General features: G+C 63.7%; 29 protein-coding genes and 1 pseudogene. 12 read left to right on the plus strand and 18 right to left on the minus strand.

Going from position 1 to position 25,337, the window contains the following annotated elements; translation table 11 throughout:
• Positions 1-121 precede the first annotated feature (121 nt).
• From pal to ybgC, 6 genes are all read right to left on the minus strand, one after another.
• The gene (gene pal / locus ACFOJ9_RS30195) at positions 122-628 is read right to left on the minus strand and encodes a peptidoglycan-associated lipoprotein Pal (protein WP_109664780.1); all 507 of its coding nucleotides are present in this window, start codon (positions 626-628) and stop codon (positions 122-124) included.
• Between the two features lie 235 nt (positions 629-863).
• Positions 864-2,174 carry a Tol-Pal system beta propeller repeat protein TolB gene (tolB, locus tag ACFOJ9_RS30200; protein ID WP_378984479.1) on the minus strand — a complete coding sequence of 437 codons (1,311 nt, stop codon included), beginning with the start codon at positions 2,172-2,174 and terminating at the stop codon, positions 864-866.
• 39 nt (positions 2,175-2,213) lie between these two features.
• The gene (locus tag ACFOJ9_RS30205) at positions 2,214-3,371 is read right to left on the minus strand and encodes a TonB family protein (protein ID WP_378984481.1); all 1,158 of its coding nucleotides are present in this window, start codon (positions 3,369-3,371) and stop codon (positions 2,214-2,216) included.
• A gap of 8 nt (positions 3,372-3,379) precedes the next feature.
• Entirely contained in the window at positions 3,380-3,832 is a 453-nt protein-coding gene (tolR, locus tag ACFOJ9_RS30210) for a protein TolR (RefSeq protein ID WP_378984483.1), read from the minus strand.
• A gap of 10 nt (positions 3,833-3,842) precedes the next feature.
• Complete coding sequence (tolQ, locus tag ACFOJ9_RS30215; protein ID WP_378984485.1) at positions 3,843-4,553, minus strand: protein TolQ; 711 nt, start codon at positions 4,551-4,553, stop codon at positions 3,843-3,845.
• A 273-nt stretch (positions 4,554-4,826) separates the two neighbouring features.
• Entirely contained in the window at positions 4,827-5,309 is a 483-nt protein-coding gene (ybgC, locus tag ACFOJ9_RS30220) for a tol-pal system-associated acyl-CoA thioesterase (RefSeq protein WP_378984488.1), read from the minus strand.
• A gap of 57 nt (positions 5,310-5,366) precedes the next feature.
• Between ybgC and ACFOJ9_RS30225 the strand changes: the two genes are divergently transcribed.
• On the plus strand, positions 5,367-6,617 hold the full coding sequence (locus ACFOJ9_RS30225; RefSeq protein WP_378984490.1) for a glycoside hydrolase family 5 protein: 1,251 nt from the start codon (positions 5,367-5,369) through the stop codon (positions 6,615-6,617).
• A gap of 12 nt (positions 6,618-6,629) precedes the next feature.
• On the opposite strand, the pseudogene ACFOJ9_RS30230 reads toward ACFOJ9_RS30225, so the two are convergent.
• The 8 genes and pseudogenes from ACFOJ9_RS30230 to ACFOJ9_RS30265 form a co-directional block, all read right to left on the minus strand.
• A pseudogene (locus tag ACFOJ9_RS30230) lies at positions 6,630-7,525 on the minus strand (metallophosphoesterase).
• Positions 7,526-7,686: 161 nt separating this feature from the next.
• Positions 7,687-8,724 (minus strand): Holliday junction branch migration DNA helicase RuvB, encoded by a 1,038-nt coding sequence (ruvB, locus tag ACFOJ9_RS30235; RefSeq protein ID WP_023811851.1) that lies wholly within the window; start codon positions 8,722-8,724, stop codon positions 7,687-7,689.
• A 43-nt stretch (positions 8,725-8,767) separates the two neighbouring features.
• The gene (gene ruvA, locus ACFOJ9_RS30240; protein WP_027037190.1) at positions 8,768-9,388 is read right to left on the minus strand and encodes a Holliday junction branch migration protein RuvA; all 621 of its coding nucleotides are present in this window, start codon (positions 9,386-9,388) and stop codon (positions 8,768-8,770) included.
• A 15-nt stretch (positions 9,389-9,403) separates the two neighbouring features.
• Positions 9,404-9,817: a type II toxin-antitoxin system VapC family toxin gene (locus tag ACFOJ9_RS30245; RefSeq protein ID WP_378984495.1), complete on the minus strand. Its 414-nt coding sequence runs from the start codon at positions 9,815-9,817 to the stop codon at positions 9,404-9,406.
• Between the two features lie 2 nt (positions 9,818-9,819).
• A complete protein-coding gene (locus ACFOJ9_RS30250; RefSeq protein ID WP_378984498.1) occupies positions 9,820-10,071 on the minus strand; it encodes an AbrB/MazE/SpoVT family DNA-binding domain-containing protein in 252 nt (83 codons plus the stop codon).
• Positions 10,072-10,132: 61 nt separating this feature from the next.
• On the minus strand, positions 10,133-10,642 hold the full coding sequence (gene ruvC, locus ACFOJ9_RS30255) for a crossover junction endodeoxyribonuclease RuvC (protein ID WP_378984500.1): 510 nt from the start codon (positions 10,640-10,642) through the stop codon (positions 10,133-10,135).
• Between the two features lie 74 nt (positions 10,643-10,716).
• Positions 10,717-11,250, minus strand: a complete 534-nt coding sequence (rcdA, locus tag ACFOJ9_RS30260) for a protease adaptor protein RcdA (RefSeq protein WP_378984503.1) — start codon at positions 11,248-11,250, stop codon at positions 10,717-10,719.
• 441 nt (positions 11,251-11,691) lie between these two features.
• A complete protein-coding gene (locus ACFOJ9_RS30265; protein WP_378984506.1) occupies positions 11,692-12,072 on the minus strand; it encodes a hypothetical protein in 381 nt (126 codons plus the stop codon).
• 334 nt (positions 12,073-12,406) lie between these two features.
• Here ACFOJ9_RS30265 and ACFOJ9_RS30270 point away from each other — a divergent pair, with 334 nt between their 5' ends.
• Positions 12,407-12,958, plus strand: a complete 552-nt coding sequence (locus tag ACFOJ9_RS30270) for a DUF2269 family protein (RefSeq protein WP_378984509.1) — start codon at positions 12,407-12,409, stop codon at positions 12,956-12,958.
• Between the two features lie 40 nt (positions 12,959-12,998).
• On the opposite strand, the gene ACFOJ9_RS30275 is transcribed toward ACFOJ9_RS30270, so the two are convergent.
• The 3 genes from ACFOJ9_RS30275 to ACFOJ9_RS30285 all read right to left on the minus strand — a co-directional run bounded on the left by ACFOJ9_RS30275 (position 12,999) and on the right by ACFOJ9_RS30285 (position 15,196).
• On the minus strand, positions 12,999-13,769 hold the full coding sequence (locus tag ACFOJ9_RS30275) for a sulfite exporter TauE/SafE family protein (RefSeq protein ID WP_378984510.1): 771 nt from the start codon (positions 13,767-13,769) through the stop codon (positions 12,999-13,001).
• A 115-nt stretch (positions 13,770-13,884) separates the two neighbouring features.
• A complete protein-coding gene (locus ACFOJ9_RS30280; RefSeq protein ID WP_378984513.1) occupies positions 13,885-14,613 on the minus strand; it encodes a class I SAM-dependent methyltransferase in 729 nt (242 codons plus the stop codon).
• A 103-nt stretch (positions 14,614-14,716) separates the two neighbouring features.
• Positions 14,717-15,196 carry an Lrp/AsnC family transcriptional regulator gene (locus tag ACFOJ9_RS30285; RefSeq protein WP_378984516.1) on the minus strand — a complete coding sequence of 160 codons (480 nt, stop codon included), beginning with the start codon at positions 15,194-15,196 and terminating at the stop codon, positions 14,717-14,719.
• 132 nt (positions 15,197-15,328) lie between these two features.
• On the opposite strand from ACFOJ9_RS30285, the gene ACFOJ9_RS30290 reads away from it, so the two are divergent.
• The 9 genes from ACFOJ9_RS30290 to ACFOJ9_RS30330 all read left to right on the plus strand — a co-directional run bounded on the left by ACFOJ9_RS30290 (position 15,329) and on the right by ACFOJ9_RS30330 (position 23,244).
• Complete coding sequence (locus ACFOJ9_RS30290; protein ID WP_378984518.1) at positions 15,329-16,246, plus strand: DMT family transporter; 918 nt, start codon at positions 15,329-15,331, stop codon at positions 16,244-16,246.
• A 134-nt stretch (positions 16,247-16,380) separates the two neighbouring features.
• A complete protein-coding gene (locus ACFOJ9_RS30295) occupies positions 16,381-17,028 on the plus strand; it encodes a thiamine phosphate synthase (RefSeq protein ID WP_378984521.1) in 648 nt (215 codons plus the stop codon).
• Positions 17,029-17,074: 46 nt separating this feature from the next.
• Positions 17,075-18,070: a tetratricopeptide repeat protein gene (locus ACFOJ9_RS30300; protein WP_378988139.1), complete on the plus strand. Its 996-nt coding sequence runs from the start codon at positions 17,075-17,077 to the stop codon at positions 18,068-18,070.
• 138 nt (positions 18,071-18,208) lie between these two features.
• Positions 18,209-18,775, plus strand: coding sequence for an elongation factor P (efp, locus tag ACFOJ9_RS30305; RefSeq protein ID WP_013529127.1), 567 nt, complete (start codon positions 18,209-18,211; stop codon positions 18,773-18,775).
• Between the two features lie 24 nt (positions 18,776-18,799).
• On the plus strand, positions 18,800-19,600 hold the full coding sequence (locus ACFOJ9_RS30310; RefSeq protein ID WP_136618436.1) for an inositol monophosphatase family protein: 801 nt from the start codon (positions 18,800-18,802) through the stop codon (positions 19,598-19,600).
• Between the two features lie 104 nt (positions 19,601-19,704).
• Positions 19,705-20,391, plus strand: a complete 687-nt coding sequence (gene trhA, locus ACFOJ9_RS30315) for a PAQR family membrane homeostasis protein TrhA (protein WP_378984526.1) — start codon at positions 19,705-19,707, stop codon at positions 20,389-20,391.
• A gap of 108 nt (positions 20,392-20,499) precedes the next feature.
• Positions 20,500-21,525, plus strand: coding sequence for a MotA/TolQ/ExbB proton channel family protein (locus ACFOJ9_RS30320; RefSeq protein ID WP_378984528.1), 1,026 nt, complete (start codon positions 20,500-20,502; stop codon positions 21,523-21,525).
• A 1-nt stretch (position 21,526) separates the two neighbouring features.
• Positions 21,527-22,558 (plus strand): peptidoglycan -binding protein, encoded by a 1,032-nt coding sequence (locus ACFOJ9_RS30325; protein ID WP_378984531.1) that lies wholly within the window; start codon positions 21,527-21,529, stop codon positions 22,556-22,558.
• Between the two features lie 248 nt (positions 22,559-22,806).
• Positions 22,807-23,244: a hypothetical protein gene (locus ACFOJ9_RS30330; RefSeq protein ID WP_378984533.1), complete on the plus strand. Its 438-nt coding sequence runs from the start codon at positions 22,807-22,809 to the stop codon at positions 23,242-23,244.
• A gap of 75 nt (positions 23,245-23,319) precedes the next feature.
• On the opposite strand, the gene ACFOJ9_RS30335 is transcribed toward ACFOJ9_RS30330, so the two are convergent.
• A complete protein-coding gene (locus tag ACFOJ9_RS30335) occupies positions 23,320-23,673 on the minus strand; it encodes a DUF1304 domain-containing protein (protein WP_378984536.1) in 354 nt (117 codons plus the stop codon).
• Positions 23,674-23,814: 141 nt separating this feature from the next.
• Here ACFOJ9_RS30335 and ACFOJ9_RS30340 point away from each other — a divergent pair, with 141 nt between their 5' ends.
• On the plus strand, positions 23,815-25,302 hold the full coding sequence (locus ACFOJ9_RS30340; RefSeq protein ID WP_378984538.1) for a carboxypeptidase M32: 1,488 nt from the start codon (positions 23,815-23,817) through the stop codon (positions 25,300-25,302).
• Positions 25,303-25,337 lie beyond the last annotated feature (35 nt).

The raw sequence follows: 25,337 nt of genomic DNA on the forward strand, positions 1-25,337 counted from the left end.
GTTTCGGGCATCCGGATATGAAAAAGGCGGCCCCAGGGCCGCCTTTCGCATAGGTATGTTGCATTTTTACCGCTAGACCGCCGCGCGTTCTTTTGAACGCGCCGGTCGGCTGCACGATGCCTCAGGAACCGGCGCCGCTGAGCGTGGTGACCGCACGGCGGTTCTGCGACCAGCAGGAGATGTCGTCGCACACCGCGACCGGACGTTCCTTGCCGTAGGAAATGGTCTTGAGACGGCTGGCCGAGACACCCTTAGCGACGAGGAAGTCGCGGGTAGCAGCGGCGCGGCGGGCGCCGAGCGCCAGATTGTATTCACGGGTGCCGCGTTCGTCGGCATGGCCTTCGACGACGATGGCATACTGCTTGTACTGGTTCAGCCACTGTGCCTGGCGAGCCAGCGTCGTCTGCGCGTCGGCACGGATCGAGGTCGAGTCCGTATCGAAGAAGATACGGTCGCCGATGTTGACGGTGAAGTCCTGCGCCGAGCCAGGTGTTGCAGCACCCGCGCCGTTGAGGCCAAGGTCAGCCGCGTTGTTCGGCGTCTTCTTCGAGGCGCAACCGGCGATGGCGAGCATCGCCACCAGCGCGATCATGACCGGGTTTCTGGTAAGTGCTGCGATACGGCCCATGCCGCCTCTCCTTCGTATTTCGAGTGATTTCGTTGATCACCCAGTAACCACGTTTGGGTTAACCGGCATTCAAGAAACACGGTTAAATTTTGGTTTAGGCTGCCGTCCGCAACCTCTTTGTCCGGGGGCCACAGTTGGCGCGGACCCTAGGCGGAAATGCGGCCAAAACGCGACCAAGACGTGGAAAAGGGGCCGTTTCGGCCCCTTTTCAGCATGTGTGGCTATTCAGCCGAACCTACTCCAGCAGCGGCGACCAGGCCGGGTCCGAAGCGAAGTTCGCCGTCGGGATCGATTGTTCGTTGCGGCCGGTCAGATCGACCGAAACCAGTTTGGGGCCACCGGCGGAATCGCGGAAGAACATCAGCACGCGGCCGTTCGGCGCCCAGGTAGGCCCCTCCTGCTGGAAGCCGGAGGACAGGATGCGCTCGCCCGAGCCGTCGGTCTTCATGACGCCGATCTGGAATTCGCCGCCGGTCTGTTTGGTGAAGGCGATGAGGTCGCCGCGCGGCGACCACACCGGCGTCGAGTAGACGCCGTCGCCGAAGGAGATGCGGGTCTGGCCCGAGCCGTCGGCGCCCATCGCGTAGATCTGCGCACGGCCGCCCCGGTCGGAGGTGAACACCACCTTGCTGCCGTCGGGCGAATAGGAGGGCGACGTGTCGATTGCGGTCGAGTTGGTCAGGCGCGTCGTCGAGCGGCTGCGCAGGTCCATGGCGAAGATGTTGGAATTGCCGTCGTCACGCAGCAGGCTCATGATCACCTTCTGGCCGTCAGGCGAAAAGCGCGGCGCAAAGGTCATGCCTGGGAAATTGCCGACCAGTTCGCGCTGGCCGGTCTCGATCTGCAGCAGGTAGACCCGCGGCTGGCCGCTTTCATAGGACATATAGGTGATTTCCTGCCGATTCGGCGAGAAACGCGGCGTCAGCACGATCGACTTGCCGTCCGAGAGATAGCGGACGTTGGCGCCATCCTGGTCCATGATGGCGAGCCGCTTCTTGCGCGCGTTCTTGGCGCCGGATTCGTCGATGAACACGACGCGGGTGTCGAAATAGCCTTTTTCGCCGGTCAGCCGCTCGTAAATCGCGTCAGCGATGATGTGGGCGACGCGCCGTTGATTGGCGTCGTTGGCGAAGAACTGCTCGCCGGACATCTGCTGGCCCGCAAAAGTGTCCCACAACCGGTATTGGGCGCGGATGCGGCCGTCGGCTTCCTTGCTGACGCTGCCGGTGACCAGCGCCTGCGCGTTGATCACCTTCCAGTCGTCGAAGCGCGGCGCTGCATCCGGGTTGGTGATCTTCTCGATGAAGGCGCTCTTGTCGATCGGCGCAAACAGGCCCGAACGCTTCAGGTCGGCGGTGACGATCTGCGAAATCTGCGCACCAAGCGCGTCGCCGCCCTGGAAATCGGTGATGGCGATCGGCAGCGGCTCGACATTGCCCTTGTTGACGTTGAGCTCGACGAGCGCCAGCGCCGGCAACGTGCCAGCCGCGGTCATGCCCATCGCCATTGCTGCGACCATCAGGAGCGGCTTGAGGATTGATTTCATGTCTTCTCGCTTCTCGTACTGATTTTCGGATACCCGGGCCTATAGGCCGAGCATCTCCCTTGGATCGAAGGTGACGCGGACGTCGGCCCAGATGTCCTGCTTGCCGGCAGGAACCTGCAGGCCGGTGACATCGCATTTTTGCACCGCACGAACGGCACTCTCGTCGAACTGGCGGTTTCCGCTCGACTTTTCGACCGCCGGGCGCCCGTCCAGCTTGCCGGAGGCATCCAGGTTGAACCGCACCACGACGACGAAGTTCTCGGAACCTTCAAGGCCCGCGGGAAGGGTCCAGCAGCCGCCAAGCTGGCTTTCCAGGGCGCCCATTTCCGACCTGGAAAGCTTCTGGCCCTGATCCTTGTCGCCGCCGAGCGATGCCTGTTGGGTCGAGCGCTTGGCGCCGCCGCCGGATGGCTTCTGCTTGTCGAGGAGCGCGGAGATCTCGTCGGCGTTGAATTGCTTGTCGTCGGACTTCGGCTTCGACGACGCTTCCTTGACCGGCTTGTCGGCATCCTTGCGCTCCGGCGCCTTGGCGCTTTCGGACTGCGCTGGCTGCGGCTTCGGCCGCGCCTCCGGCGCGGGAGCGGAATCCGGCAGCTGCGTCGCCTCGGCAGGCGGCTCCTTGGCTATGGCTTCGGCGACGGCATCCGGCTTGATCTCGGGCGTCGGATCTATTGCGGCGGTCTTGTCCTGCGGCGGTGGGGTTGGCGCCGGCTTGGCCGGTGTCGGCTTGGGGTCGGCCTGCTTGACCGGCTCGGGCTTGACCTCTTCCTTGGGCGTCGGCGCCGGCGCCACTTCGGTTGCCGGAATAGGCTTCGGCTTTTCCTGCGGCTTCGGCACGTCCTCGGGCTTCGGCTTCTCGATCGGGGTCGGCGCGGGCGGCGGAGCCGAGGTCATGTCGACGGGCTTCGGCTTGGCTTCCGGCGTTATCGGCTTGTCGGTATCGACGCTGTTCTCGCCGACCTTCTGCGCATCCGGAACAATGTCCGGGCGCTGCGTCGGCACAGGTGCCGGCTTTTCATGCATCACGGCCTTCTTGTCGCCCTGCAACGTCTGCGCAATGGCTTCCATCGGCACGATATCGACCGCGACCGACTCGACGTCGGAGGACGGAAGCGCGGCCGGCGCCGTCAGCGTGAACAGGCCGAATGTCAGCGCCGCCGCATGCAAGATCACCGATGTGGTGAGGCCGGTCTTCATCTTCTTGTCTATTGATCCTGTTCCTGCAGTGAAACCAGGCCGATGTTCTTGTAGCCGGCGGCCGAAATGCGGGCCATCACCTTCATCGCCGTGCCATAGTCGGTGGACCTGTCGCCGCGGATGAAGATGCGCTCCTCATAGCCGGTCTTCGAGATTGCCTGCAGCTTGGCCACCAGCTCCTCGATCGGAATCTCGGTTTCCTGCAGATAGATCTGGCCGGCGGCGTTGATCGAGACGGTGATCGGCTGCGTGTCGGCATTCATCGCCTTGGCCTGCGTATCCGGCAGGTCGATCGGCACGCCGACCGTCAGCATCGGCGCGGCGACCATGAAGATGATCAGCAGCACCAGCATCACGTCGACCATCGGCGTGACGTTGATCTCCGACATCAATGCATGGTGACGGCCGCGCCGCCTGTGGCCGCGCCCGCCGCGTCCTCCCATGCCCATGGACATACCCATCTGCTACTCCTCAGGCCTTGGGGGCCACTTTTTCATCGATTTGGCGCGAGAGTATGGCGGAGAACTCGTCGGAGAACCCTTCCATGCGCACTGCTATCTTGCTCGCGTCTGACGACAGCTTGTTGTAGGCGATGACGGCGGGAATGGCGGCGAGCAGGCCGATGGCCGTCGCCAGCAGCGCTTCGGCAATGCCGGGCGCAACCACCGCGAGACTGGTGTTCTTGGAGCCGGCGATCGCCTGGAACGAGGTCATGATGCCGATGACGGTGCCGAACAGGCCGATGAAGGGTGCCGCCGAGCCGGTGGTGGCGAGGAAGCCGAGGCGGCCCTCCAGCTTTTCCATCTCGCGGGTCAGCGCCAGGTCCATCGCCTTGTCGATGCGGGTCTGCAGGCCGAGCGGCGACTTTGCGCCCTTCTCGAAACTCTTCTTCCACTCGCGCATCGCAGCGACGAAAATGGCGCCCATGCCGGTGGTCTTGCGGTCGGCGAGCGTGCGGTAAAGCTCCTCCAGCGACTGCCCCGACCAGAACACCTGCTCGAACCGGTTGAGCGCCAGCCGCATGCGGGCGTAGGAAACCAGCTTGTCGACGATGATCGCCCAGGTCCAGACCGAGGCGCAGAGCAGGCCGATCATGACCAGCTTGACCACCCAGCTGGCCGAAATGAACAGCGACCAAACCGACAATTGCGCGCCCGGATCGGCGAGTGCGATATTTTCCATCGTTACGTCCTTAAGATTTTCCGGGCGAAGCTGGCGGCTGGCCCCTGGCATCCCTTGTGGTCGGTTCGCACGAAGCTACCGGAACAACCCCAAACTGTGCCGTTCTCGGCCTTTTCGGGGCAAATATTGGTGAAAGGAAGGCGCTCGGATAACGCCAATCTTCACCAATCTCTTCATGAACCGTTATGGTTAAGGATGGGTTAGTATATAAGGCGCGGCGCATTGCCACGCCCAGTGGCAAGGCACATGCAATCGCCGTTGATCACAATGAGGCTAATCAGCCTTGGATGAGGCCTTGGGAAGGAATGCCGCCACCCATTCCTTGGGAAAGCGCCTTGGGCGGCCATTCTCGCCGATGATCGCCGCCTCGACCTTGGCCTCGACCAGCACCTCGTCGCCGCGCTTGAGCTGCTGCGCCATGAAGATGCGCGCCCCGGAAATCTCGTCGGTGCGGGTGTCGACCGTCAGTATGTCGTCGATGCGGGCCGGGCCGCGAAAGTCGATCTCCATGCGGCGCACCACCCAGACTATTCTTTCGCCATGCTTGCCGTCGGCAAGCTCGGTGTGGTGCACGCCGGTCAGTCTCAGATAGTCGGAGCGGCCGCGTTCGAAGAATTCGAGATAGCGCGCATGGTAGACGACGCCGGAGAAATCGGTGTCGGCATAATAGACCCGCGCCATCAGCCGGTGGCCGAACGCCGTCAGCGCGCCGGAAAGCCCGGCCAGCAGCGTCGCCGATTCACCATGATCGCCCATTGCGCTTCCTTTTTCAGCCCCGACGAGGCACCTGTTTCCCGCGTAACATAGCATCGGATGGCACTGTTGACGGCGATGATCAAGACCTTGATGGCGGCGCTGCTTGTGCTTGCGGCGTTGTCGTGGCCCAGCCAGGCGGCAACCTTCTCGATGAAGCGCGGCCTCAATCTCGACCAGTGGACGACATGGCCGGGTGAAGACCAGTGGGGCGACGCCAAGGCCATCCTGCCCTACCCGGAATGGCGCAAATTCCTTGGGGAGGATGACCTCAAGGCCCTGAAGGACGCGGGCTTCGATTTCCTGCGCATGCCGGTCGACCCGTCGCCTTTCCTGTCCGACCAGACCGTGGCGTTGCGCGACGACCTCTATGCCAGCGTGCTGGACTCCGTGCGCATGATCAACCGCGCCGGCCTGAAGGTGATCGTCGACATGCACCTGATCCCGGCCGGCAGCAGCCGCAAGATCGGCATGGCGCAAGTGATGGACGACCCGCGGACCTTCGATACCTATATCGAGATGGTGCGCAGGATGGCCCGCACGCTGGCTGGCGAAAATCCCGCTCAAGTGGCTTTCGAGCCGATGAACGAACCGATCGTCGATTGCGACAGCGACAGCACCAGCCTGTGGCCGGACCGCCAGCGCAAACTGTTCGCCGCGGCGCGATCCTCGGCGACGAAACTGACCCTGGTGCTGACCGGCGCCTGCTATTCCGCCGCGAGTTCGCTGGAGAAGATCGACCCGAAGACGATCCCTGACGACAACGTCATCTGGACCTTCCATTCCTACGACCCGTTCCTGCTCACCCATCAGGGTGCGACCTGGGCCGGCGACTTCATCCCCTATGTGACCGGTCTGCCCTATCCGCTGACCGCGGTGCCGAAGGAACAACTCGACGTGACGCTCGATACCATCCGCGCCAGGATCAAGGCCGAGGCGCCATGGACAAGGCAGAGCGGCCTGCTTGCCTATCTCGACGAACAGGTCGCCAGCATGGACAGCCCCGACAGACTGCTCGGCTTGATGGATGCGCCGTTCAAAAAGGTCGAGGCGTGGGCGAAGGCCAACGGCGTCAAGCCGGAAAACATCACGCTGGGCGAGTTCGGCATGATCCGCCAGGAATACGGCAACGCCTATGTGATGCCAGCCGAGTTCCGGGCCGCCTATGTCAGGGACATGATCGCGCGTGCCGAAGCCCATGGCTTCTCATGGTCGGTGTGGAGCTATGGCGGCGCCTTCGGCATCGTCGATGCCTTCAATGGCGACAAGGCCGAGCCGGAAGTCATGAACGCGATCAAATCGCTTCACTGAGGCGATCTGGACTTAACCAAGGTCAATCGACAGGATTTCCGGGCGCATTCCAAAACGCACCGGCAGTATGCTAAAGCCGAGCCCGCCCGAGACGATCAGATTGCGGTCGTTCTCGACGACGTGGCCATAGGCATAGCGATTGCCGAAGCGCGACGGCACGACAGGCGAATAGCCGAACAGCCGAATTTGCCCGCCATGGGTGTGGCCGGACAGGGTCAGCGAGACCCGCCACGGCACCTTCGGAAAAATATCGGGCTCGTGCGCAAGCAGGATGATGGGCGAGGTGTCGCCGACCTTGGCCAGCGTGCCGTCGAGATCGTCCAGCCCCGTGAAGCCGGCGCGATCCCTAGTCGGCAGCAGAGCGAGCTGGTCGGCGAGCCCGGCAATCCAGACACCATGCCCATCCTTTTCCAGGCGCACGACATCGTTCTCCAGCACCGGAATGCCGACTTTCTCCAAGGCCTTGCGCGCTATGGTCGGCCGGCCCCGGCGCGCTGCGCGAAGCCATCTGCCCACCAGTCGTGGTTGCCGAGGATCGACAGCACGCCGAGCGGCGCCTTGAGGTCCGACAGGGCCGATGCCCATTGCGATGGCGTCACCCGATCGATCACCAGGCGCATACCGGCAATGTAGTCGCCGAGCAGGACGATCAGGTCCGGCTGCAGGGCATTCGCGTCTTCGACAAGCGAAGCGATCCGCTCCGGCGTCATCCACGGCCGGCAGGCATGGATATCGGCAAGCGCGACGATGCGCAGCTTCAACCCCGCCGGCCAATGCGGCGGCGTCAGCGCATAGCGCTTCACATGCGTCAGCAGTATCGGCTCAATGCCGACCGCATAGGCGCTGAACGCGGCGACCGACAGGAACGAGCCGCCGACGAAGCGCAGGAACCCGCGTCTGGTGATCATTGCATGGCTCCGGCACTCGATCGGAGCGAGATTGCCCCGGGGATGGCACCGTCACCAAAGCCGACGAATGCGCCGGCAAACCGGCGAAGCTGAGGATATTTTGCGCAGGCCGTTCACGGATCCTTTGTCGGCCTGGAACCTACGCCGGATCGCCCGGGCCGCTATTCTTCCTGGAACAGGTTGATCTGCTGCTGCGCCAGATCCTTCGGCGCGTCGAGGCCGAGATGCCGCCAGGCATTGGCCGTCAGCATCCGGCCGCGCGGCGTGCGCTGGATGAAGCCCTGCTGGATCAGATAAGGCTCGATGATGTCCTCGATGGCGTCGCGCGGCTCTGACAGGCCGGCGGCGATCGTCTCGATGCCGACCGGGCCGCCGCCGAAATTGCGCGCGATCATCGACAGATACCGCCGGTCGAGCGCGTCGAGGCCGAGCGCGTCGACCTCCAGCCGGGTCAAGGCCTCGTCGGCGATCTTGCGGTCGACATGGCCGTCGCCGGCCACCGAGGCGAAATCGCGCACACGGCGCAGCAGCCGGCCGGCGATGCGTGGCGTGCCGCGCGCACGCCGCGCGATCTCCAGCGCGCCATCGTCGCCGAGCGGCATTTGCAGAATGCGCGCGCCGCGCCGCACGATCTGCTCCAGCTCCTCGACCGTGTAGAAATTGAGCCGCACCGGAATGCCGAAACGGTCGCGCAGCGGGTTGGTGAGCAGGCCAAGCCGCGTGGTGGCGGCGACGAGCGTAAACCGGGCGAGATCGATCTTGACCGAGCGTGCCGCCGGCCCCTCGCCGATGATCAGGTCGAGTTGGAAATCCTCCATCGCCGGATAGAGGATTTCCTCTACCGCCGGGCTCAGCCGGTGGATCTCGTCGATGAACAGCACATCGCCTTCCTCGAGATTGGTCAGCAGCGCCGCAAGATCGCCGGCCTTGGCGATGACCGGGCCGGAGGTCGAGCGGAAATTGACGCCGAGCTCGCGCGCCATGATCTGCGCCAGCGTCGTCTTGCCGAGGCCGGGTGGCCCGACGAACAGCACATGGTCGAGCGCCTCGTTGCGGCCCTTGGCGGCCTCGATGAACACTTTGAGATTGGCCCGCACCGCGGCCTGGCCGACGAAATCGTCAAGCGTCTGCGGCCGCAAGGTCTGCTCGGCATCCTCGCCGCGTTTTTCGGGAGCAATCAGGCGGGGCGACAGGCTCATGCCGCCTTCCTTGCACACGGCAAGGGGCTGAACAAGCGGCGGTTCACCGCGCCAGTTCCTTCAGCCCGAAGCGGATCAACTTCGGCGCATCCGCATCCTCGCCCGCCGTCTTCAGCGCTGCCGCCACCGCATTGGCGGCGGTATCGCGCGAGTAGCCGAGATTGACCAGTGCCGAGACGGCATCGGTGATCGGCGCGGAGGCCACGCCGTCGCCGAGTTCCTGCTTCAGGCCGATGGTGCCCGAGGCGGTTCCGGCATAGGCCGGCGCCTTGTTTTTCAGTTCGGTGACGATGCGCTCGGCCACCTTCTTGCCGACGCCGGGCGCGCGCGAAACCATGGCGATGTCGCGCAGCGCAATGGCGTTGGCGAGGTCGGCGGGCGCCAGCGTCGACAGGATGGCCAGCGCCACCTTGGCGCCAACGCCCGGCACATTGTTCATCAGCAGCCGGAACCACTCGCGCTCGAGCTGCGACTGGAAGCCGTAGAGCCGCAGCATGTCCTCGCGCACATAGGTCTCGATGAACAGCACCACCGCTTCGCCGGGCGAAGGCAGCGCGGCCAGCGTACGCGCCGAGCAATAGGCGACGTAGCCGACGCCATGGATGTCGACGAGGCAATGATCCTCGTCGACCTCGTCCAGCGTGCCCTTGAGCTTGCCGATCATCGGACGCAGCCCGCGTTAGGGGTGAGTATCGGGCGTAATGAGCTCGACATCTGGAAAATACTTTCTGAAACCTGCAGGATCGCGAGTAAGAATCGGATAGCCTCGGATGGCAGCGTGGGCACCTATCAGGAAGTCGGGCATCACCTTCTCTCGAGGTCCGCCCAACCGCCGATAGACCGAGAACGCTCTCGACGCCGCAAAGGCCGCTTCGAATGGGAGCCCTTCTCGCCGGAACTCATCTTCGGGCAAGGCATCATCGACATCATCTATCGCCTCATAGCGCATCGAAAACTCGGCGTAGATAATCTGATTGATGACTAAGCTGCCTTGCTCAAGGGCAGACACCATTTTGGATCGCGACCACTTTGACCACACGGGATCACGAACGGCGATATCGATAAGTACATTGGTGTCGACAAGCGTTGCCAAGATCAACGATCCCGGGTCAAAGCCATGACGGCATCGGCATTCATTGCCTGATCGCCGCTGCCCTCAAGCCGATCGAGCACAGCGAGAAAACGATCGAGTCTTTCGCGATCGGCCAGCCGTCCCCTGTCATGCTTCGGCGTGATCGTGATCTTACCCCCCTCAATGCCAAAGATGACTTCGCTGTTGGCGCCAATCCCGAATGTCTCCCGCAGATCCCGTGGAATTGTCACTTGGCCTTTGCTCGTCACGCGCATGGAACATACCTTTCTTACAAGTAAGAAATATTCCAACCATGCGAACAAGTCAAGAACATAGCTAGCCGGCAAGCGCCATCCGGTAGGCCACGCTTTGCCGGTGATGCGCGTGGCAGATGGCGATGGCCAGCGCATCGGCGGCATGTTCGGTATCGAAGGTGGCTTTCGGCAACAGCACCTTCACCATCATGTGGATCTGCTTCTTGTCGCCATGGCCGACGCCGATCACCGCCTTCTTGACCGCATTGGGCGCATACTCGGCAACGACGAGGCCGGCACGCGCCGGCACCAGCATGGCGATGCCGCGCGCTTGGCCGAGCTTCAGCGTCGCCACCGCGTCTTTGTTGACGAAGGTCTGTTCGACCGCCGCTTCATGCGGCATGGCAGTGTGCAGGATTTCGGCCAGCCCGTCATGCAATTGGCACAGCCGCGTCGCCAGCGCCGCCTTGTCGTCGGACTTCACGGTGCCGGAAGCAATGAAGCGCAGCGAATTGCCGAGGCTTTCGACGATGCCCCAGCCGGTGCGCCGAAGCCCCGGATCGATACCGATGATGCGAATCGCTTCCGTCATTTGCCGACTTTACCTCCGGCGAACAGCGATGCCAGCGAAATGTGAACAAACCGGAAACGAAGAGGTGGCCGAGGTTACCCTCTGGCGAAAGCCGTGTTCAGCAGGCTGATCTGGTCGGAAACCGGATTGAGGCGGCGAGCCATCGGTTGCATGTCGACCACGGCGCCGGAGCCATAGACCTCCTCGTCCATGCGGCGCACCAGTGCCTGCAGGCGCAGCGAGCGGGTGACGAGGTCGAGAAAATCCTCGGGCAGCTCGGCCCAGCCGGCGGCTTCGTCATGGGCGGAAGCGGTGTCGAGACGCACCTTGGACTTTTCCGACGCGACCTGGTCGCGGGTCATCTCGCCGGAGTTGGCGGCGCGCTGCAAAAGCAGCCAGGAGGCAACCTGCATCAGCCTGGTGGTCAGCCGCATCGATTCGGCGGCATAGAGCGTGGCCCCCAGTCGCGACAGCTTCTTCGCCTCGGCCCGGCCCTTGCCGTCGAGATATTCCGCGGCCTGTTCGACCAGGCCCATACCTTCCTGGTAAAGCGGCTTGAAGGATTGCGAGAAAACCCGGCGCTCCGCCAGCTTGACGGTTTTCGCACTGCCCTTCGAAAGCTCGTTCATTGATACGCCCCTGCACTTGCAACCGGCTGATTCGGCTCCCTGCCGATACACCCGGAACCCTATATGACTGAAGCTTGAAAATGCGCTTCGTCACCGGTGAAGGCAAGCACATGTTTAACAGAAGGTTAACAGCGAGCCGCTGCCGGACGCTCCCTCTGAAATTCGGACAAAAAGGGAAATGTGGACAAAAAAAGAGCCGCGGATAAGGCGGCTCTCAGGAGTTTAACAGGGAGGCGTCAAACAAAGTGGCTCCAACCACTCGGTAAGAATCCAGATCACTGGATGAACATAGTAAACACCTGTAAAGCTTAATGAAGCCTTAACGGCGCGGATGTTTTTTGACCGAACGCCCCTGTCCTGTGCCGTAACAGCACAGAACCGACCCTCGTTTCAGGCCGTCTTCCAGACGGCCGCCAGAGTCTTACTCACCTCAGGTTCAGATCAGGCGGTCTTCCAGACCGCAGGCAATGCGATGAAGGCAAACAGCAGCATGGCTGCGTAGAAGCCCATCGAAGAGGCCGCCACCAGCGGTTCGATCGCGGCATTGCCGGCAAGCAGGAAAAACAGGCCGATCAGCAGGCCGGTGCCGCTGACCGCCGCCAGCCAGAAATGAACGGTGGCGAGCGTCTTTTGTCCGATTGCCGGAAACAGATGGTAGAAGAAGGCGAAGACCGCCGACATCAGCCATCCGGCCACCATCGTGTGAGCGTGAGTCGGCATCTGGCCGTGATCCTGGCTGATCGCCATGTACAGGCCGAGCGCCATGCCGCACAGCGAATAGATGATGGCCAGCGTGAAGAAATTCCGTGCTACCCCTTGCATAATAGTCCCCCGAATTGCCTTTTCCCGTTGTGGGAATGGGTTGATCGTCAGGCGACTATTGTCGCCACCGGGCTCCCGGCGTCGGCGCACTAGCATCGGCAATGTTTCCGGACGATGTCGCGCCAACTCCTCCCGACACCTCGTACATTAGCAGAAAATCAGATAGCGCACTCACAATCTCGGCGGCTTCGTGCGCTGGCGGCAGGCTGAAACAGATCCGGTTTTTTCGCGACATCGTGCCGAAACAGGCGCCGCGCTAAACGCCCCGCTCCTCTGACGGCCGGCGCAAATCCGCGCCGCCGCAAACCTGACCGGAACACCGCAGGAGCAACCCATGGACTGGTACTCGATCGTCAAATTCCTCCACGTCGCCACGGCCATTCTGTGGGTCGGGGGTGGCTTCGTGCTGTTCCTGCTCGGAGTGCTTGCCGAGCGGGCAGGCAACATCGAGGATAAACTTCAGGCGATGCGCGCCAGCGGTCAGCTGGGCGGCAGGTTCTTTGCGCCGATGTCGATGCTGACCCTGATCTTCGGCCTCATTATGTGTTGGTTCTGGGTCGGCTTTTCCGACCTGTGGATACTGATCGGCCTGGCCGGCTACGCCACGACCTTTTCGATCGGCATGTTCATCTTCAAGCCGACCGGCGAGCGCATGGGCGCGATGATCGCCAAGGAGGGCGTCACGCCAGCCGTTCTTGCCATCGGTCAGCGCATGATGAGCGCGGCACGCTTCGACTATGCGGTGATGCTGGTGATCATTGCCGACATGGTGCTCAAGCCGACCGTGCATGACATCGGCATCCTCGCCGGCATGGTGCTGGTCGTCATGGTGGGTGCCACACTGGCCTTTGGCGGCAACCGCCGCCTCGTGCCGAGCGCCGCCTGACCCCTCAGTGAAAGCGGCTGCGCGCGGCCACGTCACCTTCCTACATCAGACCAACAATGCCATCCCACAGCAGCTTCAGCGCCACGACCGCGACGGTTGCGTAGGTGAAGGGATAGAAGGTTTCCGGCCGCATCCGCCGTACCAGCCACGCACCGGCGATGGTCGACAGCGGCGCCAGCGGCATCAGCACTGCCGACGCCATCAGATTGGCGGTGTCGAACTGGCCGAGCGCGAAATAGGGCACCAGCTTCAGCGCATTGGTGGCGGCAAAGAAGATCGCCGCCGTGCCCGACAGCACCTTCGGATCGAGCCGGATCGGCAAGGCATAGACCTGGAAGGGCGGGCCGCCGACATGGGCGACGAAGCTGGTGAACCCGGCGACCATGCCCCAGACGGCGGCAGCGACGCGGTTGGGCGCGGCAGCGTGGTCGGCGCCGTGGCGGAACTGCAGATAGAGCCAGCGCAGGACGAAGATGATGGCGACCGCGCCGACGATCAGCCGCACCGCCTCTTCGGTGACCAGTGCCGCCGTCAGCCAGCCAAGGCCGATGCCGATGACGGCACCCGGCATCATGTCGACCAGCATCTTTCTGTTATAGACACCCCGCCATGCCCACACCGACACGATGTCCATCAGACACAGGATCGGCAGCAGGATGGCGGCAGCCTGGACCGGCGGCATGGTCAGCGCCATCAACGGCACACCGACGAAGCCGACAGCGCCGCCAAACCCGCCCTTGGACAGGCCGACCAGAATGACAGCCGGAATGGCGGCCGCGTAGAACCACGGATCGAGAAGCAGGCCTGACATGGGAGGGGACTGGTCTGGAGGAAAGCGCGTCGACGCTTGAATAGCCCAGAATGCCGGGCGGAGCGACAGCAAATATGAGCGTGGCGGCCTCACACCTGGCCGACGCCGGCCGTGCCTATCGGCGGGCCGAGACCAGCAGGAATATCGGCCGTTCACGCTCTTCTGCCAGTTCGGATTTGGCCGCGATTTGCTCGGCTGTCGGGCAGAACTCCTCGACATGATTGATGGTGAAGCCGGCTTGGATGAGAACGTTGAGCGTGGTGCCGATCGTGCGGTGATGCTTCACCACGCCTTTGGCCAGCCAGTCCGTGCTGCGCGGTCCCTCCACCAGATACTGGTCGACAGGCCAGGTCTTGCGGCCGTGGGTATCGATCACCCAGCCAGGTTTGGTCGGCGCCATGAAGATCGGATGTTCCGTCGAGAAGACGAAATGCCCGCCGGGCGACAGGGCCTGATGCACGGTCTCGAACAGGCGCAGCACGTCCTCGACATAATGGAAAGCGAGCGAGCTGTAGACGAGATCGAAACGCGCTTGCGGCAGGCTGAGTTGATCGAGATCGGCCCGCTCATAGATGATGCCGGTGTCCGAACTGGCGGCCCTCGCGCGGGCAAGCATCTTCTCCGACAGATCCAGGCCAAGCACCTGCGCCGCCCCATTCTCGCGTGCCCAGCGGCAGAACCAACCGAAGCCGCAGCCGAGATCGACGACCCTCAAGCCGCCGACATCGGGCAGCATCGCGCGCAGCGCCGGCCATTCGGCCGCACCCTCCAGCCCTTCGACCGAACGGCCGAGCTGGCTGTAGCCTGCGAAGAAATCCTCCCGGTCGTATATGTTCTGCGCCATGATGGGTCCCGGTCTCGTTTGGACCGGCACCCTAACCAACCAGCCGCCGGCTTTCCACCCGGCTGCGGTCAATCCTCTGAAAATCGGGGCCGACCGGTCCGGCTCAGGATGCCTGCAAGGCTTTTGCCCTGTCACGAGGCGAGACAGCATCGAGCGGCGGCGGCCGCCGCCGGATCGGCTGCGCCTTGATGATGGCGGTGCTTGTCTCGGCCTTGTCGGCGATGCGGTCGAGAATCCCGTCGAGATCGCCGATCGAACGCACGAACAGCCGGGCGACGAAGCAGTCATCGCCCGTCACCTTGTCGCATTCGCCGAATTCGGGAATCTCCTCGATAAGCTTCTGGACGATGTGCAGCTTGCCGGGCAGCGGCCGGATGCGCACGATCGCCTGCAAGGTATAACCCAGCGCCAGCGGATCGATCTCGACGGTGAACGCCCGGATGACACCGCGCTCCTCGAGCCGTCGCAGCCGTTCCGAAACGCTTGGCGAGGACAGCCCGACCTGGGCGGCCAGCTCCTTCAGCGAGGTCCGCGCGTCCCTGACCAGGATTTCGAGGAGATTTCGGTCGAGATCGTCCAGCATTTTACATTTCCCGGTGATTTGGAACCATCGCTTAATATAATTAGCTCATTTAGCCATACCTCCTTTCTCATCAGATGGAAAGCCGCATTGTCGCATGAGATTATGCTGGTTCAACTGATACGGAGGTTTGTTGTGAACGATACAGTGCGCGGCACGGTCGAAATGTCCGCTGCGATGGCAATCCTGGGAACCATCGGCTGGTTCGTCGTCCTGTCCGGTCAGCCGATCATGGATGTGGTGTTCTGGCGTTGCGCTTTCGGCGCGCTGACGCTGCTCATCATCTGCGCCGGGCTGGGCTTGCTGCGCAACAGGCTGTCGCTGCGCATCATCGGCATCGCCGCGTTCGGCGGCGTCGCCATCGTCGTCAACTGGCTTTTGCTGTTCAGCGCTTTCTCCCGCGCATCGATCTCGATTGCCACCGCTGTCTACAACACGCAGCCCTTCATGCTGGTCAGCTTCGGCGCACTCTTCTTCGCCGAGCGGCTGACCCTGACCAAGCTGACCTGGCTGGCCATCGCCTTCGCCGGCATGGTGCTGATCGTGCAGTCGGCCCCCGATGCCGGCCCCAATGCCGGCATGGCCGGCACGGATTACTTTACCGGCATCGTCATGGCGCTAGGCGCGGCTTTCTTCTGGGCCGTCGCCGCCATCGTTACCAAGAAGCTCAAGGGCACGCCGCCGCATCTGATCGCGCTGATCCAGGTCTGCGTCGGCGTCGTCATGCTGGCGCCCTTCGCCAATCTTTCCCATCTGCCCGCCGACCCGTGGAGCTGGGCCATGCTGGCGACGCTCGGCATCGTCCATACCGGCCTGATGTACATACTGATGTACGGTGCCATCCAGAAGCTGCCGACGCATCTGCAGGGGTCGTTGTCCTTCATCTACCCCGTTGTCGCCATTCTGGTCGATGTCGTGGCCTTCGGCCATCGGCTGCATCTGAGCCAGATCGTCGGTGCGACCGCCATCCTGATCGCCGCCGCCGGCATGAATCTCGGCTGGACGCTGTGGAAGGGCAAACCGCCCGTCGCGAGCCCACACCCGATCAAGTGAAGCGGCCCCGCCGGCTGTCCGGCGGGTCAACATCGCGATCCCGGCTGCCCGCCTGTTCAAAGCGGGCACTTTGCTCTATGCCGCAATCCAACCATCTTCGCCCGGCATAGGCGAAACGCGGGACCCGAAGAACCATGAATGACGCAACGCCCCCCAACCGCTGTCGCATCGTGCTGATCGCGCCGCCCGGCGTGCCGCCGGCCCGGATCACCGCGGCATTCGAAGGCGGCGACGTCGCCTCGCTGATCCTGCCGGAGAACGGCATGGACGAGGCCTCCTTCCAGGCTTTCGCCGAACAGATCGTGCCGGCGGCGCAAGCCGCGGGCGTCGCTGTCGTCATCGCCGGCGACACCCGCATAGCCGGCCGCGTCCAGGCCGACGGTATCCATGTCGAGGTCCCCAAGGCCGAACTCGCCGAGACGATCGAGCATTTCCAGGCAAAGATGATGGTCGGCACCGGCGGCGCCAAGACGCGTGATGACGCGCTCGAGCTTGGCGAGACACGGCCCGACTACATCTTCTTTGGCCGCTTCGGTTACGACAACAAGCCCGAACCACACCCGCGCAACCTGTCGCTCGGCAGATGGTGGGCCGACATGATCCAGATCCCGTGCATCGTCATGGCCGGATCCGACATCGCCTCGGTCGAAGCAGTGGGCACCACCGGTGCCGAATTCGTGGCGCTGTCGAGCGCCGTGTTCGCCGACGGCACCGATCCCAAGACAGCGGTCGCCACCGCCAACGCGCTGCTCGACGAGACCGCGCCGCGCTTCGAGGACTGACGTGCCCTCGGCGACGCTTTCCCTCCAGGCTCTGCTCGCGGTGCTCATGGTCCAGGCAGCGGCCGCGGAGACCATCCCGCTGCCGCAGCCCAAGCCGGAACTCGGAACCCACGCCGACAAGCCGATCGACAAACCGCTGCCGCAGCCCGCCACCACGGCCGAGCCCGCGCCGCTGCCGTCGGCCGACACCATCAACCCCGACCGCTTCGGCGCAAAACCTGCCGATGCGGCCTATGGCGCCTTCCAGCGCGGTCTCTACAAGACGGCCTACAATCTTGCGCTGGTCCGGGCGCAAAACGGCGACCCGGCGGCGCAGACGCTGGTGGCCGAGATCCTGTCGCGGGGGCTCGGTGTGCCGCTCAATTCGGCGGAAGCGGCGAAATGGTACGCGCTGGCCGCCGAGCAGGGTGTGCCGGAATCGCAGTTCCAGTATGCGCTGATGCTGCTCGACGGCCGCTACGTCAAGAAGGACGAAAAGGGGGCCTATGCACTGATGCAGGCCGCCGCCGAAGCCGGCAACCGGCTGGCGCAGTTCAACTTCGCGCAGATGCTGGTCCAGCAGGACCCCGGCGACGCCGGCATAGCCAAGGCGGTCTCCTACTATGAGCGCGCCGCCGCGACCGGCCTCGCCGACGCGCAATATGCGATGTCGCAGGTCTACGCCAATGGCGTCGGCGGCAAGCCGCGTGACGATGTGCAGGCAAGGCGCCTGCTGGCGCAGGCCGCACGGCAGAACTACGACACCGCGCAGATCGATCTCGCCGCCTGGATGATCGAAGGCCGCGGCGGTGCGCGCGACCTGAAATCGGCCTTCGGCTGGACGAAGCAGGCGGCGGAGGGCGGCAATGTCGCCGCCCAGAACCGCCTCGCCAAGCTCTATATGCAAGGCGTCGGCACCGATCCGGATCTTGTCCTTGCCGGCGCGTGGTACATCGTCGCCCGCCGCGCCGGCCTCATCGATCCGCAGATGGACGACTTCCTGCAAGGGCTGAGCGACGACGAGACCAAGCAGGCATTGCAGAAGGCAAACCGCCTGCCGTAACGGCCTCTCCGGTTCGGCGCCGACTTGGCGCTCCCTTGCCTCTTCTGGCGATTTGTGGTCTTGGGAGCCCGAAATCGCTTTCCAGCGAACATCCCTTACCAACGGCCAGGCCGTTGGTATCATCCGGATCACCTCATCATGGCCAAGATCAATGGCAACGAAATCCGTCCCGGCTATGTCATCGAGCATGATGGCGGCCTTTGGGTGGCGGTCAGGACCAACACCGTCAAGCCCGGCAAGGGCGGCGCCTACAATCAGGTCGAACTGAAGAACCTCATCAACGGCACCAAGCTCAACGAGCGCTTCCGCTCGGCCGAGACGGTCGAACAGATCCGGCTCGACCTGAAGGATTTTTCCTTCCTCTACGCGCAGGAAGACGCACTGGTGTTCATGGACACCCAGAGCTACGAGCAGCTCGAATTGAACAAGGACTTCGTCGGTGATCGCGCCGCCTTCCTGCAGGACGGCATGATGGTAACGGTCCAGCTCTACGAAGAGAGGCCGATCGGCATTTCGCTGCCCGACTATGTGACGCTGACCATCACCGAGGCGGACCCGGTGGTGAAGGGCCAGACGGCGGCTTCGTCCTACAAGCCGGCGATCCTGGAGAACGGCATCCGCGTTCTGGTGCCGCCATTCATCGGCGCCGGCGAGCGCATCATCGTCGACACCAACGAAATCACTTACGTGCGCCGCGCGGACTGACGCGCAGCACCAGGAAGAACCCCTATGGCACGCTCAGCCCTCCTCAACGTCATGGTCCAGGCCGCAATGAAGGCCGGCCGCTCGCTGTCGCGCGACTTCGGCGAGGTGCAGAACCTGCAGGTCTCCATGAAAGGTCCCGGCGACTATGTCAGCCAGGCCGACCGCAAGGCCGAGGACATCGTCTTTGCCGAGCTGTCCAAGGCACGGCCTGGCTATGCCTTCCTGATGGAAGAGCGCGGCGCGGTCGAAGGTGACGACGGCCAGCATCGCTGGATCGTCGACCCGCTCGACGGCACCACCAATTTCCTGCACGGCATCCCGCTCTTTGCCGTTTCGATCGCGCTGGAACGCCAGGGGCAGATCGTTGCCGGCGTCATCTACAATCCGGCGATGGACGAGCTCTACACCTGCGAACGTGGCGGCGGCGCCTTCATGAACGACCGCCGCTTGCGCGTCGCCGGCCGTATCAAGCTGGTCGACACGGTCATCGGCTGCGGCATGCCGCATCTCGGCCGCGGCCACCACGGCAATTTCCTCGTCGAGCTGCGCAATGTCATGGCCGAGGTTTCCGGCGTCCGCCGCCTCGGCTCCGCATCGCTCGATCTCGCCTATGTCGCTGCCGGCCGCATGGATGGCTTCTGGGAAACCGGCCTGTCTGCCTGGGATATCGCCGCCGGGCTGCTGCTGATCCGCGAGGCGGGCGGCTTCGTCTCCGACATGGATGGCGGCCAGGACATGCTCGACAACGGCTCGGTTGTCGCCGGCAACGAGGTCATTCAACGCGCGCTGCTGAAGGCCGTAAAGAAGCCGCTCTCGGCGCGCTGACAAACCGCCGCGCTGATGCGCCGCAGTCGCAAAACCGCAACGGAAGCTTGAAATACTGCCCGGCGAGCGCCCAAGTTGGAGTGCGCGGCGCAGGAAACCCGGCAGTGAACGACGTCAAGCCCACCCCCGACATCCCGTTTATCGGACGCTGGCACTATTCGCGCGCCGAGATGATCGCCGACGGCGTCGTCCACGCGGTCGGCATCGTGCTCGCGATATCGGCTGGTTCCGCGCTGCTGGCGCTGGCGGCCTTTCGTGTCGGGCCGGGTGAATATATCGCCGCCGCCTTCTACGTGGTTTCGCTGCTCACCGTGCTGTCGGTGTCGATGACCTACAATCTGTGGCCGGTCTCGTCGCCGGCGAAATGGGTTTTGCGGCGTTTCGACCACGCCGCGATCTATCTGCTGATCGCCGCGACCTACACGCCTTTCCTGGCCCAGCTCGAAGGCTCGCCGCTGGCGCGCTGGATGATCGTCCTCGTCTGGACCGCAGCAGCGCTGGGCATTGCCATCAAGGTGTTTTTCCCCGGCCGTTTCGACCGGTTGGCCGTCGTCTTCTATCTCGCCATCGGCTGGAGCGGCATCATCCTGGTCAAGCCGCTGGTCCAGACGCTGCCGACGACATCGATCGCGCTCATCGTCGCCGGCGGCATCGTCTACTCCTGCGGCGTCATCTTCTTCGCCTGGAAGGGGCTGCGCTTCCACAATGCGCTGTGGCACGGTTTCGTCGTCACCGGCGCCGGCCTGCATCTGGCCGCCATGGTAGACTGTCTGGTCATCAATCGCCTCTGACACAGACTATCGACGCGGCAATATTGCCAAGCGCCATTCAATTTGGTCACAATTCCGTTTAGAGTCGCGTTCAATCTGGCAGGCGGCGGCATCGGAAACGGGGCACGGATGGCTTTTCTCAAATCCTTCGGCATGGGCAGACGTTCTGATGTCCTGATCTACGACCCGCACAAATTGTCGAGCCCACAGGTCTTTCTGCTGACCATGGTGATCTTCCTGGTCATCGTCGCCTTCATCGCCGCCATTCTGACCCGACAGATCTCGACGGCCTTTGGCAGCAATCCCGGCCTCAACGGCCTGATCGTCGGCGTGCTGGTGGTCGGCATCCTGTTGGCCTTCGCCCAGGTCGGGCGGCTGTTTCGCGAAGTGCGCTGGGTCAACTCCTTCCGTGCCGGCTCGGAGACCACCGAACCGGTGCTGCTGGCGCCGATGAAGGCGATGATCGGCCGCTCCTCGGCGACGGCCTTCTCGACCAGTTCGATGCGCACCATGCTCGATTCCATCGCCACGCGCCTCGACGAAACCCGCGACACCTCGCGCTATCTCGTCGGCCTGCTGGTGTTCCTCGGCCTGCTCGGCACCTTCTGGGGTCTGTTGAACACTATCGGCTCGATCCGCGAGACCATCGAATCGCTCGATCCCGGCACGGGTGACGCCGCCGCGGTGCTCGATTCGCTGAAGCAGGGGCTTTCGGCGCCGCTGGCCGGCATGGGCACGGCCTTCTCGTCCTCGCTGTTCGGCTTGTCCGGCTCGCTGGTGCTCGGCTTTCTCGACCTGCAGGCCGGCCGCGCCCAGACGCGCTTCTACACCGAGCTGGAAAACTGGCTGTCCTCGGTCACCGATCTGTCCTCCGACATCGTCGTCGCCGACCCGGCCAAGACCGAATCCTCGGATGAGATCCGGGTTTTGTCGGAACGGCTGCGCAGCATGCAGGAGAATGGCGGCGGCTCCAATCCGCGCGTCGCCACCGCCATGGCCAATCTCGCCGACGGCATTTCCGGCCTGGTCAAGAACATGCGCTCGGAGCAGCAGATCATGCGCGACTGGGTCGAGGCCCAGTCCGACGAGCAGAAGGCGATGCGCAACACGCTGGAAAAGATCGCCGACGCCCTGAAGAAACCCGGGGTGCATTGACGTGGCGCTGGCGCGTGGGCGGCGCACCGATCGCCGCATCGACTACTGGCCGGGCTTCGTCGACGCGCTGTCGACGCTGCTTTTGGCCATCATGTTCCTGCTCACCGTCTTCGTGCTGGCGCAGTTCCTGCTCGGCCGCGAAATCTCCGGCAAGGATACAGCACTCTCGCGCCTCAATTCGCAGATCAACGAACTGACCCAGCTGCTGGCGCTGGAGCGCTCGACGGCGCAGGACAAAGATGACTCGCTGGCCAATCTGCAGGCATCGCTGTCGGCGGCGGAAGCGGAAAGGAGCCGGCTCCAGCAATTGCTGGCGCAAGGTGCGGGCGCCGGCGACGCCGCCAACCAGCGCGCCGCGGCGCTGGGCGGCGAACTCGACAACCAGCGCCAGATCAGCCAGCAGGCACTGAGCCAGGTCGAGATCCTCAACCAGCAGATCGCCGCACTGCGCAAGCAGATCGGCGCACTCGAGGACGCGCTCAACGTCTCCGAAACCCGTGACCGCGATTCCAACACCAAGATCGCCGATCTCGGCCGCCGCCTGAACGTCGCACTGGCGCAGCGCGTGCAGGAATTGAACCGCTACCGCTCCGACTTCTTCGGCCGCTTGCGCGAAATCCTCGCCGACCGCGAGAACATCCGCATCGTCGGCGACCGCTTCGTCTTCCAGTCGGAAGTGCTGTTCCCGACCGGCTCCGAGGTGATCAACGATGCCGGCAAGGTCGAGATGAAGAAACTCGCCGACGCCATCATCGAACTGCAGAAGGAAATCCCGCCCGAGATCAACTGGGTGCTGCGCGTCGACGGCCATACCGACAATAAGCCGCTCTCCGGAACCGGCCGTTACCGCGACAACTGGGAGCTGTCGACGGCGCGTTCGACCTCGGTGGTGAAATTCCTGATCGAGAACGGCGTGCCGGCCAACCGCCTGGTCGCCGCCGGTTTCGGTGAGTTCCAGCCGCTCGATCCGGCCGACACCGAAGAGGCGCGCAACAAGAACCGCCGTATTGAACTGAAGCTCACCGAACGTTGATCCATCATCACGCGAACTCACGCGAATTTGTTCACCGGCTCAACCTTAGGGCGCAGAGTGAGGCCGACAAGGCCTGAAAAGATTATCTTTTTTTAATTACAAATTGTCGCAAGGCGATCCTAGCTTCCCGCCTGGGCCGAGAACCGCCGGCGATGATCCCCCTCATCGCGACACGACGGAACCGGACGGCCCACGGCCGGAAGGCAGGCGGAACAACCGCTGCTTTCCTCTACGAGAGGAGACGCGTGATGCGCTCTTTCATTCCCAGGACCTCGCTCAGAACTGCCACACTCACGGCGCTCCTCATCGCCGTTCCGCTTGCCGGCGCCTATGCCGCGGGCCATCACAACAAGGGTGCTCTCGACGCGACCGCTCCGACCGATTTTACCGGCCCGCGCATCGAGGGTCTCATCCAACAGGTTCAAGGCGTCCACCAGGGCATAGTGGACGCAAGACAGGCCAACAACATCACGCCGGCCGTGGCGCAGCATCTGGAAATGCGCACGGCCCGCATCAGCCAGGCGGCCGAGAAGATCGCAGCTTCGGATCACGGCAGGATACCGGCCGCCCAATATCATGACCTGCTGCGCCGTCTCGACAATGTTGACCAGCGCCTGAGGGTCGATACCGGCAGCGGTTTCCTGATGGGTGACGGCGACGACGACGGTAACTACCCGAACGGCTGAGACCACAGCGGCTGAAACGGTCCAAGAGGAGGGGACCACCTGACGTTTTCGGGAGCCATCCCGCGGGCGTCCTTTTCACCAGCCCAGCCAGACCGCGATCAGGCCAACCACCGCCGGCACGGTCTGGATGAGCAGGATCTTGCGGCCGACCGTTGCCGCGCCATAGAGGCCGGCAACAGCCACGCACAACAGGAAGAACACCTTGACCTGAAAACCGGCCGCACCGAGGTAAAGCCCCCAGATCAGGCCTGCGGCGAGGAAACCGTTGTAGAGCCCCTGATTGGCGGCCAACACCTTCGAGGCGCTGGCGAATTCGGGGGTCAGATTGAAAGCCTTGTGCCCACGCGGCGTATCCCACAGCACCATCTCCAGATAGACGATGTAGACATGGATCAAGGCCACCAGCCCGACCAGGATGTTGCCGATCATTTGCTCCCCCCTTCATTGGTCGCCGGCAGCATTTCATACGCGGCGTCCTCCGCGCAAGGTGCATCCGTCGCACAGTGCCACAGGGTTGCAAACGCCTTTGCGTTGGTATCTTTTCGCGCCGTCCCAATCACGGAAGCGGCCATGTCCTTTCAGAAACTCGATGATCTCGGCCACAAGCTCGAAGCGCTTGAGCATGCGCTGGCCATCCTTGGCGCCGACGAGGCCACCCACATGGCCGTCGGCGGCGGCGAAAAGCGCGCCGAGGCCATGTCGGCACTGGCCGGCATGTATCACGCCAGGGCAACGGCGCCGGAGATAGCGGACTGGATCGCCGCCGCCGAAGGCGAAGCGCTTGGCGAGGACCAGCGGGCCGCCGTCGCGGAATTGCGGCGGCAATACACCAACCTGACCTGCCTGCCGGTCCAATTCGTCGAGCGCCAGACGACCGCGCGCATGCGTTGCGAGCAATTGTGGCGCGACCTGCGCGCCAAGAACGACTGGGCGGGCTTCCAGCCGGCGCTGGAGGGCGTGGTGGCGCTGGTGCGCGAAGAGGCGGCGCTGCGTGCCGACGTGCTCGGCCTTGCCCCCTATGACGCGCTGATGGAGCAATACGATCCCGGCAATCGCGCCGCCGACATCACGCCCGTCTTCGCCGACCTGAAGACTTTCCTCGGGGGGTTCGTGCCGGAGGCGCTGGCGATACAGGAAGCGCGGCTGCGCAAGCGCCCGCTGAAGCCGCTTTCGGGCACCTATGCGATCGACCGGCAGCGCGAGCTCGGCCTTGCCATGATGGCGGCGGTCGGCTTCGACCTGACGCACGGGTCGCTGTCGGTCTCGCACCACCCTTTCTGCGGCGGCGTGCCGAGCGACGTGCGCATCACCACCCGCTACAAGACCTCCGACTTCCTGTCGGCGCTGATGGGCGTTCTGCACGAGACCGGCCATGCGCTGTACGAACAGAACCTGCCGAAGGCATGGTCCCACTGGCCGCTCGGCAAGGCGCGCGGCATGGCCGTGCATGAAAGCCAGAGCCTGTTCGTCGAAAAGCAGCTCGGCCGCAATCCGGCCTTCTGGCACTGGGCGCTGCCGGTGGTCGAAAAGCATCTCGGCGAAGCCTGGTCGCTCGACGACATCCTGCCGCATGTGCATCGCGTCGAGCGCGGCCTGATCCGTGTCGATGCCGACGAGGTGACCTATCCCCTGCATGTCATCCTGCGCTACGAACTGGAACAGGAGCTCGTCGCGGGCCGGCTGGAGGCGGCTGACCTGCCCGAAGCCTGGGACGCCAAGATGCGCGACTATCTCGGTCTTTCCACCATAGACAACCCCGCCGACGGGCCGATGCAGGACGTGCATTGGCCCGGAGCCGCCTTCGGCTATTTCCCCTCCTACACGCTGGGCGCGATGATGGCGGCGCAGCAATGGGCGGCACTGACGCGGCAACATCCTTCCGCCGACGAGGATCTTGCCAAAGGCAATTTCGAGGCCATCAACGACTGGCGCCGCGAAAAAATCTGGTCGCAGGGATCACGCTGGTCGACGCCGGACCTGCTCGAACGCGCCACCGGCGAAAAGCTCAATGCGACGTATTTCGTCGATCATCTGAAGCAGCGTTACGGAGCGGTGTAGGGACAGTCGGTACGTCAGGAGCGCGGATGCTCCTG

Origin of the sequence: Mesorhizobium cantuariense, from assembly GCF_042647205.1 — a bacterium.
Lineage (GTDB): Bacteria > Pseudomonadota > Alphaproteobacteria > Rhizobiales > Rhizobiaceae > Mesorhizobium > Mesorhizobium cantuariense.

What these genes read in the sequence shown, in the direction of transcription:
- pal (WP_109664780.1), bottom strand. Translation starts at nt 628, where the DNA reads ATGGGCCGTATCGCAGCACTTACCAGAAACCCGGTCATGATCGCGCTG.
- tolB (WP_378984479.1), bottom strand. Translation starts at nt 2,174, where the DNA reads ATGAAATCAATCCTCAAGCCGCTCCTGATGGTCGCAGCAATGGCGATG.
- ACFOJ9_RS30205 (WP_378984481.1), bottom strand. Translation starts at nt 3,371, where the DNA reads ATGAAGACCGGCCTCACCACATCGGTGATCTTGCATGCGGCGGCGCTG.
- tolR (WP_378984483.1), bottom strand. Translation starts at nt 3,832, where the DNA reads ATGGGTATGTCCATGGGCATGGGAGGACGCGGCGGGCGCGGCCACAGG.
- tolQ (WP_378984485.1), bottom strand. Translation starts at nt 4,553, where the DNA reads ATGGAAAATATCGCACTCGCCGATCCGGGCGCGCAATTGTCGGTTTGG.
- ybgC (WP_378984488.1), bottom strand. Translation starts at nt 5,309, where the DNA reads ATGGGCGATCATGGTGAATCGGCGACGCTGCTGGCCGGGCTTTCCGGC.
- ACFOJ9_RS30225 (WP_378984490.1), top strand. Translation starts at nt 5,367, where the DNA reads ATGGCACTGTTGACGGCGATGATCAAGACCTTGATGGCGGCGCTGCTT.
- ruvB (WP_023811851.1), bottom strand. Translation starts at nt 8,724, where the DNA reads ATGAGCCTGTCGCCCCGCCTGATTGCTCCCGAAAAACGCGGCGAGGAT.
- ruvA (WP_027037190.1), bottom strand. Translation starts at nt 9,388, where the DNA reads ATGATCGGCAAGCTCAAGGGCACGCTGGACGAGGTCGACGAGGATCAT.
- ACFOJ9_RS30250 (WP_378984498.1), bottom strand. Translation starts at nt 10,071, where the DNA reads ATGCGCGTGACGAGCAAAGGCCAAGTGACAATTCCACGGGATCTGCGG.
- ruvC (WP_378984500.1), bottom strand. Translation starts at nt 10,642, where the DNA reads ATGACGGAAGCGATTCGCATCATCGGTATCGATCCGGGGCTTCGGCGC.
- rcdA (WP_378984503.1), bottom strand. Translation starts at nt 11,250, where the DNA reads ATGAACGAGCTTTCGAAGGGCAGTGCGAAAACCGTCAAGCTGGCGGAG.
- ACFOJ9_RS30265 (WP_378984506.1), bottom strand. Translation starts at nt 12,072, where the DNA reads ATGCAAGGGGTAGCACGGAATTTCTTCACGCTGGCCATCATCTATTCG.
- ACFOJ9_RS30270 (WP_378984509.1), top strand. Translation starts at nt 12,407, where the DNA reads ATGGACTGGTACTCGATCGTCAAATTCCTCCACGTCGCCACGGCCATT.
- ACFOJ9_RS30275 (WP_378984510.1), bottom strand. Translation starts at nt 13,769, where the DNA reads ATGTCAGGCCTGCTTCTCGATCCGTGGTTCTACGCGGCCGCCATTCCG.
- ACFOJ9_RS30280 (WP_378984513.1), bottom strand. Translation starts at nt 14,613, where the DNA reads ATGGCGCAGAACATATACGACCGGGAGGATTTCTTCGCAGGCTACAGC.
- ACFOJ9_RS30285 (WP_378984516.1), bottom strand. Translation starts at nt 15,196, where the DNA reads ATGCTGGACGATCTCGACCGAAATCTCCTCGAAATCCTGGTCAGGGAC.
- ACFOJ9_RS30295 (WP_378984521.1), top strand. Translation starts at nt 16,381, where the DNA reads ATGAATGACGCAACGCCCCCCAACCGCTGTCGCATCGTGCTGATCGCG.
- ACFOJ9_RS30300 (WP_378988139.1), top strand. Translation starts at nt 17,075, where the DNA reads ATGGTCCAGGCAGCGGCCGCGGAGACCATCCCGCTGCCGCAGCCCAAG.
- efp (WP_013529127.1), top strand. Translation starts at nt 18,209, where the DNA reads ATGGCCAAGATCAATGGCAACGAAATCCGTCCCGGCTATGTCATCGAG.
- ACFOJ9_RS30310 (WP_136618436.1), top strand. Translation starts at nt 18,800, where the DNA reads ATGGCACGCTCAGCCCTCCTCAACGTCATGGTCCAGGCCGCAATGAAG.
- ACFOJ9_RS30320 (WP_378984528.1), top strand. Translation starts at nt 20,500, where the DNA reads ATGGCTTTTCTCAAATCCTTCGGCATGGGCAGACGTTCTGATGTCCTG.
- ACFOJ9_RS30330 (WP_378984533.1), top strand. Translation starts at nt 22,807, where the DNA reads ATGCGCTCTTTCATTCCCAGGACCTCGCTCAGAACTGCCACACTCACG.
- ACFOJ9_RS30335 (WP_378984536.1), bottom strand. Translation starts at nt 23,673, where the DNA reads ATGATCGGCAACATCCTGGTCGGGCTGGTGGCCTTGATCCATGTCTAC.
- ACFOJ9_RS30340 (WP_378984538.1), top strand. Translation starts at nt 23,815, where the DNA reads ATGTCCTTTCAGAAACTCGATGATCTCGGCCACAAGCTCGAAGCGCTT.